Below are 13,563 nucleotides of genomic sequence, written 5' to 3' on the forward strand. Positions count from 1 at the left end.
TTAAAAATATAGCTTTCGACTGCGTTTCGCCCTTTTTGATCTTGGTGGAAAATAACCGCGATCATAAATCCGGCCTTTTGATATATTACACCCTTCTAAAAACATATCCATGTCATCCGTCTCATATTCCTCAAAAGCCTTTAATAAAATTTTTGCAGCGACTCGTGCATCCTCCAGTGCATGGTGGTGTTCAAATGTAATCCCATGGTGTGCCGCAAGTGTATTCAGTTTATGGTTTGTGAGTTCCGGCCACACCCGTCTGGAAATGTTCGCTGTGCAAAGGTAATCCATAGTAGGGTATGTAAGATTGAAGTAGTCCAGTGTATGCCGGATAACACTCATATCAAAACTCGCATTATGTGCAACAACTATATTACGAGACAAATAGCTATTAAGTTTCGGCCAAATTTCTGCAAATGTCGGTACATCAGCTACGTCCTCCTCACGGATACCATGAATCCCCGTGTTAAAAGAACTGAAACGCATCATAGGATTTATTAAACTGTAAAATTCATCGGTAATCCCGTTCTCATTGGCAACAACCAACCCGATTGCACATGGGCTGTTCCGCTTCTCATTTGCCGTTTCAAAATCGATGGATACGAAATTCATGGGCGCGCCCTCCTTTAAAACCCCTTTTAAAATAAATATTAACATATTAAGCCATTGAATCACCTTCTAAAAGAATTTCAAATTTTTCTTGACATTCCATTCATTCACATGTAAAGTATTCATTAATTTAATAAAAAAGTAATTTTCTTATCCAGAGAGGTGGAGGGACTGGCCCTTTGAAACCTCAGCAACAGGTTTTTTAATACTGTGCTAATTCCAGAAGCGTAAAGCTTGAAGATAAGAAGAGTGAATAATATACGATGTTAAACCCTCTTCTTATTTTATAGAATGGGGGTTTATTTTTGGTTTTTAATCAGTAACCAGTATGTAATTATCAATAGAAATATGGAAGAACGCACAAAAGATGGATGGTTGGAAGCATAATCTATAAAACAATCTATGAGGTGATACGCTTATGTCAAACGAACTAATCAATGCAATTAATCTGTTGAAAGAAAAAGAATGGATAGATCTGACACATGAATTCGGACCTGATTCGCCACATTTTTCAGCATTTGATCCAGCTGATTTCAAGACATTATTTGACCATAATGACGGATTTTTTGCCCAAAGCTTTACATTCCCGGGGCAATATGGAACACACCTGGATGCGCCAATCCATTTTGTGCGCGACTCCAGATACTTAGATGAACTGGATTTAAAAGAATTGGTTTTACCACTTGTTGTGATCGATAAATCGAAGGAAGCCGCTGAAAATAATGACTTTACGTTAGCGGTGGATGATATTTTGCAGTTTGAGGAAGAACACGGTGAAATTGAGGCCGGAACATTTGTTGCGTTACGGACAGATTGGGGCAAGCGTTGGCCAGACCAAAAAGCATTCGACAACAAGGATGCTGAAGGTAATAACCATGCACCAGGCTGGTCGGTTGACGCATTGAAGTTTTTATTTGAGGAACGAAAAATAAATGCAGTTGGCCACGAAACATTTGATACAGATGCCGCGGTTGATTTTCAAAAAAATGGCGCTCTCTTAGCAGAATATTATGTGCTTGATCAAGATACTTACCAAGTTGAATTATTAACTAACTTGGACAAGGTCCCTGCGAAAGGCGCAGTCATCTATAATATCGTACCTAAGGCAGATAAAGCATCCGGATTTCCAGTACGGTCATTCGCAATCCTACCATAATATAAAAGAAAGAAGGAATAATATGTCAATTACATTAACGAAAGCACCATTTAAAGCAGATCACGTCGGGAGTTTATTACGGCCTGACAATTTACACAACGCAAGAAAAGAATTCAAGGAAGGTAACCTGACTGCAGCACAATTACGTGAAGTAGAGAACAAAGAAATCGAGCGTATTGTTGATAAGCAAATCGAACTTGGCCTTGAATCCGTTACCGACGGCGAGTTCCGGCGCACATGGTTTCATCTTGACTTTTTAGAGCATTTAAATGGGATTGAAGGATTTGTACCTGAACAAGGATACCAATTTGCGGGGCAGGAAACGGAAAAGTATGACGTACGAAACAATGGCAAAATTTCATTCAACCCTGATCATCCATTCTTACAGGATGTGAAAGATCTGATTAATATCGTCAACGGACGTGCTACGGTAAAATTCGCCATTCCAAGCCCTAATATGCTCTTTAATGATGGCATTTTAAATCCGGATATTTATCCGGACCTTGAAGCGTATGCAGATGACATTATCAAGACATACCAGGATGCGCTTCAGGCATTTTATGATACGGGACTCCGCTACCTTCAGTTGGATGACGTTTATATCGCAGGACTTGCCGCCGACAGTGTACCATGGAATGAGGAAGCAACAGACAGGGATTACCTGATCGACCTGGCAGTACGTGTTTTAAACGAGAGTCTCGCTGAAAAACCGGATGACCTGATTGTGTCCACCCACTTGTGCCGCGGGAATTACCGCTCAACATGGGCATTTTCGGGCGGTTATGACCGTATTGCACCAAAGCTTTTTGCAAAAGGCAATGTGGATGGATTTTTCCTTGAATACGATGATGAACGCTCCGGAGGGTTCAATCCGCTAAAATACATTCCGGAAGACGGTCCTCGTGTTGTGCTTGGTGTGATTACATCCAAGTCAGGTGAGCTGGAAGATAAAGATGAAGTGGTTGCACGTATCAAAGGTGCGTCCGAATATGTACCACTCAATCAGCTTTGTCTCAGCCCACAATGCGGATTCGCCTCCACTCATCACGGCAATGAACTAACGGAAGAACAGCAATGGACTAAATTAAGTTTTGTTACAGAAGTCGCAAAAGAAATTTGGGAGTAATTTTATTAAGGCTTGCGGGATAGCTGCTAATTCCGCAAGCTTTTTTTCATCATCCTTGCTCTTCTGATGATTTTTTTTCTGATGATGTTTTGCTTCTCGGGTTGATATTTTGCTTCTCGGGTTGATATTTTGCTTCTCGGGTTGATATTTTGCTTCTCGGGTTGATATTTTGCTTCTCGGGTTGATATTTTGCTTCTCGGGTTGATATTTTGCTTCTCGGGTTGATATTTTGCTTCTCGGGTTGATATTTTGCTTCTCGGGTTGATATTTTGCTTCTCGGGTTGATATTTTGCTTCTCGGGGAAGGAGTGGCACCCTTCCCCGAGAAAATCATCCATATTACCACCATCCCAAATCACTTTCTTTTCCCGCCATGCCTCTTTTTTGTATACTATAATAAAAGGGGGCGTTGTTCGATGTGCTTAATCAATTTTCAATTAAAGGACCACCCGAATTATAAATTAATTATTGCGGCGAATCGGGATGAGTTTTACAAGCGGCCAACTAAGGAAGCGCACTTCTGGGAAGATGACCCGGAAATCCTGGCGGGGCGTGACTTGAAGCAGATGGGAACCTGGCTTGGGATAACGAAGCACGGGCGCTTCGCAGCATTGACAAACTTTCGCGATCCGGAAAAAACTACTCCGGAGCAATTATCCCGTGGTTCGATTGTCAAACAGTATTTAGCTGAAGACATATCATCCGAAGACTTTCTTCAATCACTTAAAAGGAACAAAGAAAACTATGCCGGTTTCAATGTTATTTTCGGGAACCCAGATGAGCTTTTCCATTACAATAATATCCTGAATGAAGCACAGAAGATCCATCAAGGCACGCACGGGCTCAGCAATCACACGTTAAACACACCGTGGCCAAAAGTAAAAAAAGGTAAGAAAAACCTCCGGGAATATGTAATGAGCCGGAAAGAAGTCCACCCGGATAGGCTCTTCGAAATTGTTTCCGACGCTGAAGAGGCAAATGATGAAGAACTTCCGCAAACAGGGGTCGGCCTGGAATTTGAACGGAAACTGTCACCATTGTTTATAAAAACACCTGAATACGGCACCCGGTCATCAACTGTTTTACTGGTTGACAACAACGACAATGTTACATTTATCGAGCGGACATACAGTAATGGCGAATTTGCCGATGAAAATAAATTCACCTTTAAAATAAGCTGAATAAATCCAATTTAAAGAGCTTGGCGGCTACTAAACACCACCAAGCTATTTTTTTAAATCATTATTTCGACACGACATCTCCTGCGCCGGGCCGTGAATTTTTGATAAAGAAAGCCATGATAAACCCGATAATCGCGAATACTCCTGCAACGATAAAGGATACATTAACACCATGAATTTCGCCACTTACTCCCTCTCCGGGTATTTTATTGTTTGTCATCACCGATACAAGCAAGGCCGTTCCAACCGCTCCTGAAACCTGACGCATGGTATTGTTCATTGCCGTACCATGAGGAATCAAACTTGTAGGCAGCTGATTTAATCCCGCTGTTGTCACCGGCATCATCACCATGGCAACACCAAACATCCGTACCGCATTGACGACAGCAAGATACGTGAATGTTGTCTCAGGTGTCAAATTGGCAAACATAAATGTCGTAACGGTCAGGAGGAACAATCCGATAACCGCCAGCCATTTGGCACCGAATTTATCGAAAAGCCGTCCGTTAATCGGGTTCATAATCCCCATCAAAACAGCTCCCGGCATCAGCATTAACCCTGACTCCAGCGCTGTATACCCAAGCATATTTTGCATGAACAATGGCAGTACAACAGCTGCTCCAATCATTGCCATAAACACAATCATGCCAAGCGCAGTGGTTAACGTAAACATTGTGTATTTAAATATCCGGAACTCAAGAATCGGTTGTTCCAGTTTCAACTGTCTCCAGATAAACAACGTAAGGGATATCGCACCAACAATCATAGGAATGACAACAATATTACTCAGCCAGGTAACATTCTCGCCGCCAACTGTACTGAACCCGAATAACAATCCGCCAAATCCTAAAGTCGATAGGATAATTGATAAAACATCAACCCTTGGGAATTTTCGTTCGGTAACATTTTTGAGAAGAAAATACGCAACTATAGTGTCAATTATAATAACCGGTAATACTACATAAAACAGGCTTCTCCATGGAAAATGTTCCACCAGATAGCCTGATAATGTTGGCCCAATCGCTGGTGCAAAAGCGATCACCAAACCAAACATCCCCATCGCTGTCCCACGTTTTTCAATTGAAAAAATAAAAAACAGAATCGTTTGCATCAATGGCATGATAATCCCTGCACCCCCAGCCTGCAAGATTCGTCCCGCCATTAAAATAGAAAAGTTCGGTGCAACAGCACAAACCACAGTACCTACACCAAATATTCCCATTGCTGTCAGAAAAAGCCCCCGTGTCGTAAAACGTTCAATTAAAAAAGCTGTGATTGGAATCATAATACCATTCACAAGCATAAAAATGGACTGCAACCACTGAGCTGTACTCGGTGATAACTGCAAATCCCTCATAATATGCGGCAATGCCGTTGCTAATAGCGTCTGATTCAATATAGCGGCAAAAGCACCTGAAATCAGTACAAGCATAATTGGGATTTTACTAATCGTTCCCGTCGACTGTGCTGAACCCTGACTGTTCTCAACCATTATTTAATATCCTTCTTTCTGTATAAAAAAACTGCTCAAATTCACGTGCCATGGCATACTTTTTTATAAAAATTAATTATTTGTTATTACTATTGTAAAAGGTACAACATTATATACTATCACAAGTAGTTAATAACTCAAAGAAAAATTTTTACGAATATACATTTTCCATACAAAGTCTTATGTAATCCGTTTTAAGAAATACGCTCGCGGGAAAAGAAAATTATACGGTAATCTTATTTTTCCAGGAGGTGTTGAGCATGGCAAATGAAATATATGGGCCATACAAGTCTAATAAAGAGGCTGTCACCAAAGCAGAAATTTTGGAACTGAAAGGACACAAGGGCGAAAATATCACTATATTCGCCAATAAACACAATGCTAATGCGCTGGAAAACCGCACGGATATAACGATTGAAAGTGACATGTCAGTAAATAAAACAGGAGATTCTTTTTTCGATAAAATTAAAAAAGCAGTTTTAACAGATAAACCGGATACGAACACGGATCTGCATGAGAAATTAGTTGAACATGGTATTTCAAAAGAACAAGCAAAGACGTACAAAGAGGAAATAGAATTGGGAAATGTTTTAATTGTAGCGGATGATGAGTTGAAAATGGGCAATGATCCAACGCCTGACACCTTTAGGATGAAAGAAAAAGTTATCCAGCGCCACCATTAAGATTGCTGTTCGTCTTTTCCTGCATGACAGGGATTCCCTCAAACAAGCATTTATGCATAAGTATAAATGTATGACAAAGGAGGGATTTCTGTCTATGTATTATCATTACCCTGGATACTACTATGACCCTTTTCAAAAGAATTTGGGTCAAAAGTAATGAATGCAGCACAAGCTTCAGATGAAGCGGAAGTGGAACGGCTAATTCATTCTCTCGGCATTACATCAGATTTGGATATCCACTACGATCCTGATGGCTTACGACTTACATTTATGTCACAGGTGGAAAACACGGACTGTTGCATATTAACAGTCTCATTACGCTGGCGTTAAACTGCATCCTCGTACTTTTTTACAAGATTAAAATGGTGTTGTTCATGGATGGCAAGCAAATGAATACACTGAACCAAATTCGGATATCCGGCTATCGGATCCGGGTAATAGATTTGCCCGGCAACATCCTCTTCAATATTTTTGAGGTTGGACTTAAGCCTAGCTGTTTCAAGTTCAAGAAGATCTTTGATGTCCTCAAACCTCCACTTATCCGACACATTAGAAGGAGGCTTGATTAAAAACGGGGCGTTCATTGGTCTTTTTTTCTGTTGATTATATTCCTTGTAAATATCATGAATTTCTGTTTTATACGGCTTCTTTTTCCGTAGAAGGGCAACCGGAAGCATAGCCGGTACATAAACAACTGAGAATCGCCGAAACATCCTGACCATTAAAACAAGGTGGTACATTGTCTCATCAATCGACCACTTATCGGGGAGCGGCCTCTGCCAGGCAACATCAAAATTCAGACCACTGTTTTGATAAAAAAATTCACGCTGTCGTTCCAATTGTTAAAAATGAAGATTGATTTGTTCACTTTTCATTGCGTTCACCAGCCTAATAAAAATCGGTTTCTCCTATTTCTGATATGGCCTTACAGAATTTGGCCCACTTTTTCGGGAAATGGTTACTCCCGTATTTGATTTCACAGTATGTATCATATTCGATATTTGTTTGCCACGACGTTCCATCCAAAATGCCATCATGATGATATTCCTCCGCCCAGTTAACGAAATCGCATTTATACATTTCTTCAAGAAACCATTCTGCTTTTTCTTTAGTCACGGTTAGGGTCTGATCATCTTCACTGAATTCACCAAATACAAGCGCATTACGAACATGGCCGGTTTGCAGATTAATTTTTACCCGATTGGCGTCCATATAACCACCTGCTCGTACATCAATAACCCGAAGCCTGTCATATGGTTTGCGTCCCCGGTATTTCTTCCACTCATGTCCGCAGTCATTGCAATGATATTTCGCATTACCAATAGTGTACTGCCTGAATGGTGCCGGCTCCTGATTCTTGTATTCCTGGCTGAAGTCATACGTATTTTCCGATTGGCATTTCGGGCAAATCGGCGAGACTGCCCGCTGTTCATCCATGAAATCAACTCCCCGCTTCGATAGTTTTATTTTACCATGAAATGGGGCTCGTTTTTGATATAAATATAACTTTCCGAGCTTCGGGAGGCGAACAAATTGTGAACTTCGGCGAATTAATTGTGAACTTCGGCCGATTCTGTGACAGCTCCGGCGAAATTCCTGTGAACTTCGGCGAAAACTGTGAACACTTCGGTGAAAAGCAAGATTTGACCGAATTCCGTCGCCCTCCTAAGCCTCTTCCGCAGAAAAACTATCCTTCAATCACACCTCTGAAAACCAAGCCCTGATCCAAATCAATTATTTTAAGTACATTTGTCTCTTTTACATAAACACTTTTATACTGCTCGTTACTATCCTGAACAGTCAAGTTAATCACACGCGTATATTCATTATTTTCTACGACTTCTATTTCGAAATTATTAGAATCCACCTGTTCATCAAGCACTTCAAATTCCGGATGGCTCTGAACTTCAACCTGCTTATCAAGTTGATCGACTTGAGATACTTCAACCTTAGCTTTGACCGGTTCTGATTTGTTCAGTTGTGGTGCTCCTGCGTCAGTCACGGCTCCGCCTGCGTACAATAATAAAGCGCCTGTTGCCGTAGTCACAAATAGTGGTTTCATAATATTTATCTCCTCTTTTATCTGACTACTACCATCTTAGAGGACACGGGTAAGAAGATGCTTTGAAAAAAATGAGAAATTGCTGAGAATTGGACAACAAACATGTAACAAATGTTTCGGCAGTATTTCAGAGGTCTCCTTTTCTCAATAAATTCCAATCCACACCGTAACGTGCTATCATAAGGCTATACATATCAAAAGACATAAAGCACAATCCTATAATTTCACCAGCGAACATACATAACGTTTTAACTTTTAATTAAAGGAGCGTTAGTTATGATTATGAATTGCTTATTGTGCAGTCAAAAATTTGATGTAGATCCTGACGACCCGCAGTACAAAAAGCTGGCAAGAAAAGAAACAAAATTCTATATCTGCAAATCCTGTAATAATGACACAAAACAAACATCAATTAACTCCAGTGGAATCGACCCGACTTCAATTGATAAACATGACCTAATTATTAAAAGACAACGATAGCAAATGATAACATGATTTTTTTCCATTAAAAAAAGCGCATGATACCTCAAAAAAGGGATCATGCGCTTTTTCATTCTCAACTGCTCTTCTGCTGTTTATTACTTCTCCTGATATTATTTTCCCATGCTCGATCCTCATCCATCATTTTCTTAGCGGCGTATATGGTCAGGAACTGGATAACAATAATCGGCAGTCCCATCAGTCCGGAAAGCACCTCAAGTGGTGCAAGTCCGCCAATTCGCATTAATATGAGAGCGGCCACAGTAATAACTGCCGCAACAATAATGCGCAAACTCCTGGATGGCTCTGCTTTACTCATGTTACGCGTCCCTGTGTAAGATGCGATTGTGTACGTTGTTGAATCCAGGGTCGTTGTCAGGAAAATGATTGCAACGATAATAAACACGGAAATCGCCAACCAGGATAATGGCAATGAACTCAGGATTGCCGGTATCGCAGCCATCGAATCTTCTTTTACAATATCCAACACAGGAACTTCTCCGGTTAGATATCTGTGAACACCAAGACCTCCCAGGACTCCTGTTGCAACCCATGAAATGAGCGTAGGTGCCAGTAAGTATGTCAAAATCATTTCTTTTATCGTTCGACCTCTTGATATTTTCGCAGCAAACACACTGTGCAGCATCGCCCAAGTAGCACTATAGGCAAACCAAAACACCGTATAGGTCTCAATATGCGTAGTACCTTTCAAATCCAATGAATTTGTATAAAGCGACAGATCCACATAATTTGATAATAAAAATCCAACACTGTCAGTAAAATAATTCAGAATGAAAATACCAGGTCCGGCTATAAGAACAAATACAGCAAACGCACCGGCAATATACATATTCCAGGTACTTAATTTTTTAATACCCTTCTCAATACCCAAATAAGCACTTATCGAAAATAAAAACACCCAGACTATCGTTACAATCAGTGTTAAAATAAATGAAAGCTGGATATTAAATAATTCTGCTATATTATAGGTGACAATCGGTGCACCAAGCCCGAGCGTAACAGCTGCACCCGCCAAAATACTTACCAGAAAGATAACGTCCAGAACTTTACCGCCGATACCATCTGTAAACTTGTCCCCGAAAATGGTACGGCATGCTTCAGAAATGCGCATAAACGGTTTTTTACGAACATGCAAAATGTAACCCATTGCGGGTGCAGTCATAACAAAGATGGCAAAAACCTGGAAACTCCATATAAACATGCTGTATGCATTACCCCATAATAACGCCTGCGTCGAACCAGCATCAACGCCAAACGGAGGATCATTTGCCACCGCTGCCCATTGCAGCATCCCGGTCCGCATAATCGTCGACCCGAGCCCCATTGCTATCAGAATTGATGAATACTCAAATAGCGTGAAACGTGGTTTTTCTGTCGGATTACCTAATACGACATTCCCATACCTGGAAAATGACAGAAACAGACCAGCAGCAACCAATATAATGGCATACCATATGTATCCCCATGTGAACACTTCCACAATCTGATTAAAAATACTGTTCAGTAAACTGAGGGATTTATCCTCATATAATGAGAAAGGAATACTGATTGCTATAATGATAAGTAGAGATGGAGCAAAAATCCGGTAATCGATTAATCCTTTTTTGCTTGATTCTTTACTGGCCATATTTATACCAAACCTCCAAAAAAATATCGATTTCGCTACTTATTTACCACGTGTTTATATTTATAAACTTCAGCTAATCGGAGGAAATTATACAAATAAAAAAGCATGCTGTTGAGATACGACATGCTCGGTGATTATTCATATGGCTATGTTGGGTGGGATGAAGGACATTTCGTCAGAAGTTTGCCTTCATTTTGATCTTCATAACCCTGATGAGTGACCGTTCCATATATTTTCTCCTTCACCCGGGCACTCATGCCGTACATGAATTCAGTTATTCAACTATTTATGTATTTATAAAAGATTATGTCAATCAAAAAAAAAGAACCTTTCTAATAAAAGAAAGGCCCTTACGTTTAGGCTTAAAAATCATATTCCGCTTCTTTTTCTTCACGGATTTTCATATATGTCTCTGACAGACGAACAGTGTCTTCAACTAACCGCTCGATTCGGAACAGTACATCATCATTTATAATTTCTTTACGAAGGAAGTCGATTTCTTCAATAAAAACATACGTCTGTACAATTTCTGCTTTCATATAGGCAAGCATCGGTTTCAGCTGCTGTTCCGGAATTAGGTAATGTTTTGCTGATCCTGCTGTTACAAGCACACTGACAACTTTATCACGAAATGCATTAACAGGCAGCAAATCAAAAATATTTTTCAACGTTCCGGGAATGGAGGCCTGAAAAACAGGGGTTCCAATAATAATTGCGTCTGCTTCCATGATCGTTTTCGTAACGTAGCCTGTATCGCCTTCATATTCCAAATAATTTCTTCCATCACTGAACTGGATGTCATAGTCAGCCAAGTCAATTAAGGTTACTTCATGGTCAGGATATTTTTCGGTAATTTTTTTAACAGTGTAATCCATTGCAGTTCTTGTTTTGGAACCGACGATGGACCCGGATATACCGACAATTCTCATGCTCGTTTCCTCCTACTTCTTTGCCGTATATTTTTTGATTGCCGGCAAAATTTCTGTACCGATTATTTCAATATTTTTCTTCACCTTATCAAACGGCATACCGCCAAAGTCAATCTGGGCAATATATCGCTGGTGACCATATAATTCATGCTGGTAAAGAATTTTTTCAATAATTTCCTGTGGGCTGCCGATATTCATAATATTATGCGGGTCAACACCCTGGGCAAAATGCTGTTTCGGAAAACCCTGTCCGTTTGTCAGTTTCATACCTTCATTAATATGCGGATACAAATCTTTCAGTGCTTGCTGAGATGTTTCTGCAGCATAGAAAAAGCCAGCTGTAGAAATAGGAAATTCGGCCGGATTGAATCCGCTGCTTTCTAATGCATCCCGATACGTATCAACAGTTCGTTTAAACACAGAAGCAGGACCACCCAGGTGAGCCATGTACATTGGCACACCGGCAAGCCCCGCTTTTCTGGCACTGGCAGGTGCACCGCCAACCGCACGCCAAATCGGCATGGAGCCATTTTGCGGACGCGGAAGTACTTTGGCATTTCTAAGCGGAGCACGAAACTCGCCACTCCAGTTAACAACTTCATTCTCATTAATCTGCCTTAAAAGATCAAACTTCTCTTCATACAGTTCTTCATAATCACGAAGATCATATCCGAGCAAATCAAAGAGCCCCACTCGGGATGCACGGCCGGCAACGATTTCCGCACGGCCTTTTGATATCAGATCAAGTGTGGCAAAATTCTCATATATGCGAACCGGATCCGAAGTACTGACAATCGTGGAGGAACTGGAAATTTTAATCTTCTCCGTTGCCTGGGCAATTGCTGAAAGCACCACAGCATGTGCCTGTGTCGCAAAAAATTCCTGATGACTCTCCCCGACACTAAAAAAGTCAAGCCCGGCCTGTTCAGCCAGCTTTGCATATTCAATAATTTCATGGATGCGCTCCTCCGCTGAAACCCTTTCCCCAGTAAGCGGATTAGGCAAATGATCACCTAACGTATATATACCAAACTCCAAGCCTTTACTTGGGTCAATACGATACTTTTCCATCTATTCATCAACCTTTCGAGACACAGGGACAGGATCCCTGTTTCATTAAATCTGCCCTTTTATAAAGACGGCGGGCTGTCTGGAAGAACATTTGTCAATATAATATATATTAACAAAGAAGCCGGTGAAAATATAAAAATCAGCCTGACAATAAAAGAGGAAATGCCGAAGTATTCAGCTATACCCCCACAAACTCCAGACAATGCCCTGTCGGTTGATGATTTTCTTAATTTTTTATGATTCATTTACGTTCTCCCTATTCAACGTTTTCGCCATCGTATAAAAACTGCTTCCCGGCGGATAATCATTAATTTCACCTACAACCTGATATCCTTTTTTCATATAATAAGAATGCGCCTGGAAATCGAAAGTGGTCAACAGCGCCTTCGTTGCACCTTTCTTACTAGCGATTGACTCCGTTTTTTCAAGGAGAACTCCACCTAATCCTTCACCTCGATAATTTTCACTAATCCAAAAATCATTAATTTCCATCCAATCCCAATAAACTTCCGCAGTTATACCGCCAATCCATTTTTCCTCGCTGTTCGACAGTCTAATATTTATCGGCTGAACAGCGTCATCTTTTCTTGCCTCGCTGTGATGTTTGGAATGGGTATTATTAAATTCTTTAATCTTCGTATGTAATAAAGACGAAAACTTCTCATCAGTTTCCATCAGAATTTCAATATTATAATTCATTTTTCTTCTCCTTAATTTTTGCGTTCCTTCCTTTTCTTAATTTCGGTAGGAAAAGCAAGATAGGCTACACTTAAAAATGCAATCACCGAAAAAGACAATGCCACAATATCCTGCTTGGAGTTAGTAGAAATAATTAACATAGATATCATATTTGCAGTCACAAGAATAAGTAATAGCCAATGTATGTTATTAGATATGAATTTTTTCAAGACTTTCTCCTCCAAATATTTTAATACCCTACTCCAAAACTCGGATCTGATATCATAAATGCAACATATAACAATGTAAGTGTGATTATTGTTTCATCCCGCCTGTATATTTCATTAAATAAAACTTTTAAATAGTAAGTATATCATTCCAATAGATATAAATAGTCCTGCAAATAATTCGGGATTGTTAAGCAGCTTCTTATCTTACTTGTACGATTC

General features: G+C 40.2%; 17 protein-coding genes, 1 pseudogene and 1 riboswitch. Of the genes and pseudogenes, 6 read left to right on the forward strand and 12 right to left on the reverse strand.

Going from position 1 to position 13,563, the window contains the following annotated elements; all coding sequences use genetic code 11:
• Positions 1–612 carry a 3'-5' exonuclease gene (locus tag G6R02_RS13305; RefSeq protein ID WP_164669717.1) on the reverse strand — a complete coding sequence of 204 codons (612 nt, stop codon included), beginning with the start codon at positions 610–612 and terminating at the stop codon, positions 1–3.
• A 144-nt stretch (positions 613–756) separates the two neighbouring features.
• Positions 757–856: riboswitch (SAM riboswitch) on the forward strand.
• 171 nt (positions 857–1,027) lie between these two features.
• Here G6R02_RS13305 and G6R02_RS13310 point away from each other — a divergent pair.
• Both G6R02_RS13310 and G6R02_RS13315 read left to right on the forward strand, forming a co-directional pair.
• Positions 1,028–1,765, forward strand: coding sequence for a cyclase family protein (locus G6R02_RS13310; RefSeq protein WP_164669718.1), 738 nt, complete (start codon positions 1,028–1,030; stop codon positions 1,763–1,765).
• Positions 1,766–1,787: 22 nt separating this feature from the next.
• On the forward strand, positions 1,788–2,891 hold the full coding sequence (locus tag G6R02_RS13315) for a 5-methyltetrahydropteroyltriglutamate--homocysteine S-methyltransferase (protein ID WP_164669719.1): 1,104 nt from the start codon (positions 1,788–1,790) through the stop codon (positions 2,889–2,891).
• Between the two features lie 49 nt (positions 2,892–2,940).
• On the opposite strand, the gene G6R02_RS13320 is transcribed toward G6R02_RS13315, so the two are convergent.
• Entirely contained in the window at positions 2,941–3,228 is a 288-nt protein-coding gene (locus tag G6R02_RS13320) for a hypothetical protein (RefSeq protein WP_164669720.1), read from the reverse strand.
• A 78-nt stretch (positions 3,229–3,306) separates the two neighbouring features.
• Here G6R02_RS13320 and G6R02_RS13325 point away from each other — a divergent pair, with 78 nt between their 5' ends.
• A complete protein-coding gene (locus G6R02_RS13325; RefSeq protein WP_164669721.1) occupies positions 3,307–4,071 on the forward strand; it encodes an NRDE family protein in 765 nt (254 codons plus the stop codon).
• A gap of 61 nt (positions 4,072–4,132) precedes the next feature.
• On the opposite strand, the gene G6R02_RS13330 is transcribed toward G6R02_RS13325, so the two are convergent.
• Positions 4,133–5,563, reverse strand: coding sequence for an MDR family MFS transporter (locus G6R02_RS13330; RefSeq protein ID WP_164669722.1), 1,431 nt, complete (start codon positions 5,561–5,563; stop codon positions 4,133–4,135).
• Positions 5,564–5,823: 260 nt separating this feature from the next.
• Between G6R02_RS13330 and G6R02_RS13335 the strand changes: the two genes are divergently transcribed.
• A complete protein-coding gene (locus G6R02_RS13335) occupies positions 5,824–6,246 on the forward strand; it encodes a general stress protein (RefSeq protein ID WP_164669723.1) in 423 nt (140 codons plus the stop codon).
• A gap of 144 nt (positions 6,247–6,390) precedes the next feature.
• Positions 6,391–6,576, forward strand: a pseudogene (locus G6R02_RS13340) (YuzC family spore coat inner layer protein); the annotation flags it as partial.
• Here the strand turns inward: G6R02_RS13340 and G6R02_RS13345 are convergent.
• From G6R02_RS13345 to G6R02_RS13355, 3 genes are all read right to left on the reverse strand, one after another.
• On the reverse strand, positions 6,573–7,085 hold the full coding sequence (locus G6R02_RS13345) for a DinB family protein (protein WP_164669725.1): 513 nt from the start codon (positions 7,083–7,085) through the stop codon (positions 6,573–6,575). The pseudogene G6R02_RS13340 and the gene G6R02_RS13345 sit on opposite strands and share 4 nt — an antisense overlap.
• A gap of 49 nt (positions 7,086–7,134) precedes the next feature.
• Complete coding sequence (locus G6R02_RS13350) at positions 7,135–7,683, reverse strand: hypothetical protein (protein ID WP_164669726.1); 549 nt, start codon at positions 7,681–7,683, stop codon at positions 7,135–7,137.
• A 250-nt stretch (positions 7,684–7,933) separates the two neighbouring features.
• Positions 7,934–8,308, reverse strand: coding sequence for a hypothetical protein (locus G6R02_RS13355; RefSeq protein WP_164669727.1), 375 nt, complete (start codon positions 8,306–8,308; stop codon positions 7,934–7,936).
• A 276-nt stretch (positions 8,309–8,584) separates the two neighbouring features.
• On the opposite strand from G6R02_RS13355, the gene G6R02_RS13360 reads away from it, so the two are divergent.
• Positions 8,585–8,788, forward strand: coding sequence for a DUF2197 domain-containing protein (locus tag G6R02_RS13360; protein WP_164669728.1), 204 nt, complete (start codon positions 8,585–8,587; stop codon positions 8,786–8,788).
• A 76-nt stretch (positions 8,789–8,864) separates the two neighbouring features.
• Here G6R02_RS13360 and G6R02_RS13365 read toward each other — a convergent pair whose 3' ends face one another.
• The 6 genes from G6R02_RS13365 to G6R02_RS13390 all read right to left on the reverse strand — a co-directional run bounded on the left by G6R02_RS13365 (position 8,865) and on the right by G6R02_RS13390 (position 13,344).
• Entirely contained in the window at positions 8,865–10,436 is a 1,572-nt protein-coding gene (locus G6R02_RS13365) for a BCCT family transporter (RefSeq protein WP_164669729.1), read from the reverse strand.
• Between the two features lie 362 nt (positions 10,437–10,798).
• Positions 10,799–11,365, reverse strand: coding sequence for an NADPH-dependent FMN reductase (locus G6R02_RS13370; protein ID WP_164669730.1), 567 nt, complete (start codon positions 11,363–11,365; stop codon positions 10,799–10,801).
• Between the two features lie 12 nt (positions 11,366–11,377).
• Positions 11,378–12,436, reverse strand: a complete 1,059-nt coding sequence (locus tag G6R02_RS13375; RefSeq protein WP_164669731.1) for an LLM class flavin-dependent oxidoreductase — start codon at positions 12,434–12,436, stop codon at positions 11,378–11,380.
• Positions 12,437–12,495: 59 nt separating this feature from the next.
• Positions 12,496–12,681 (reverse strand): PspC domain-containing protein, encoded by a 186-nt coding sequence (locus G6R02_RS13380; protein ID WP_164669732.1) that lies wholly within the window; start codon positions 12,679–12,681, stop codon positions 12,496–12,498.
• Entirely contained in the window at positions 12,671–13,135 is a 465-nt protein-coding gene (locus G6R02_RS13385) for a GNAT family N-acetyltransferase (RefSeq protein WP_205520137.1), read from the reverse strand. Before G6R02_RS13385 ends, G6R02_RS13380 begins: the two co-directional genes overlap by 11 nt.
• Before the next feature lie 11 nt (positions 13,136–13,146).
• Positions 13,147–13,344 carry a hypothetical protein gene (locus tag G6R02_RS13390; RefSeq protein ID WP_164669733.1) on the reverse strand — a complete coding sequence of 66 codons (198 nt, stop codon included), beginning with the start codon at positions 13,342–13,344 and terminating at the stop codon, positions 13,147–13,149.
• Positions 13,345–13,563 lie beyond the last annotated feature (219 nt).

Source organism: Virgibacillus doumboii, assembly GCF_902806455.1.
Taxonomy (GTDB): domain Bacteria; phylum Bacillota; class Bacilli; order Bacillales; family Amphibacillaceae; genus Lentibacillus; species Lentibacillus doumboii.

Excerpts from the sequence above, each read along its gene's own strand:
- G6R02_RS13385 (WP_205520137.1), bottom strand. The coding sequence starts at position 13,135 with ATGAATTATAATATTGAAATTCTGATGGAAACTGATGAGAAGTTTTCG.
- G6R02_RS13360 (WP_164669728.1), top strand. The coding sequence starts at position 8,585 with ATGATTATGAATTGCTTATTGTGCAGTCAAAAATTTGATGTAGATCCT.
- G6R02_RS13370 (WP_164669730.1), bottom strand. The coding sequence starts at position 11,365 with ATGAGAATTGTCGGTATATCCGGGTCCATCGTCGGTTCCAAAACAAGA.
- G6R02_RS13355 (WP_164669727.1), bottom strand. The coding sequence starts at position 8,308 with ATGAAACCACTATTTGTGACTACGGCAACAGGCGCTTTATTATTGTAC.
- G6R02_RS13310 (WP_164669718.1), top strand. The coding sequence starts at position 1,028 with ATGTCAAACGAACTAATCAATGCAATTAATCTGTTGAAAGAAAAAGAA.
- G6R02_RS13350 (WP_164669726.1), bottom strand. The coding sequence starts at position 7,683 with ATGGATGAACAGCGGGCAGTCTCGCCGATTTGCCCGAAATGCCAATCG.
- G6R02_RS13305 (WP_164669717.1), bottom strand. The coding sequence starts at position 612 with ATGAATTTCGTATCCATCGATTTTGAAACGGCAAATGAGAAGCGGAAC.
- G6R02_RS13320 (WP_164669720.1), bottom strand. The coding sequence starts at position 3,228 with ATGGATGATTTTCTCGGGGAAGGGTGCCACTCCTTCCCCGAGAAGCAA.
- G6R02_RS13325 (WP_164669721.1), top strand. The coding sequence starts at position 3,307 with ATGTGCTTAATCAATTTTCAATTAAAGGACCACCCGAATTATAAATTA.
- G6R02_RS13330 (WP_164669722.1), bottom strand. The coding sequence starts at position 5,563 with ATGGTTGAGAACAGTCAGGGTTCAGCACAGTCGACGGGAACGATTAGT.
- G6R02_RS13375 (WP_164669731.1), bottom strand. The coding sequence starts at position 12,436 with ATGGAAAAGTATCGTATTGACCCAAGTAAAGGCTTGGAGTTTGGTATA.
- G6R02_RS13365 (WP_164669729.1), bottom strand. The coding sequence starts at position 10,436 with ATGGCCAGTAAAGAATCAAGCAAAAAAGGATTAATCGATTACCGGATT.
- G6R02_RS13315 (WP_164669719.1), top strand. The coding sequence starts at position 1,788 with ATGTCAATTACATTAACGAAAGCACCATTTAAAGCAGATCACGTCGGG.
- G6R02_RS13380 (WP_164669732.1), bottom strand. The coding sequence starts at position 12,681 with ATGAATCATAAAAAATTAAGAAAATCATCAACCGACAGGGCATTGTCT.
- G6R02_RS13335 (WP_164669723.1), top strand. The coding sequence starts at position 5,824 with ATGGCAAATGAAATATATGGGCCATACAAGTCTAATAAAGAGGCTGTC.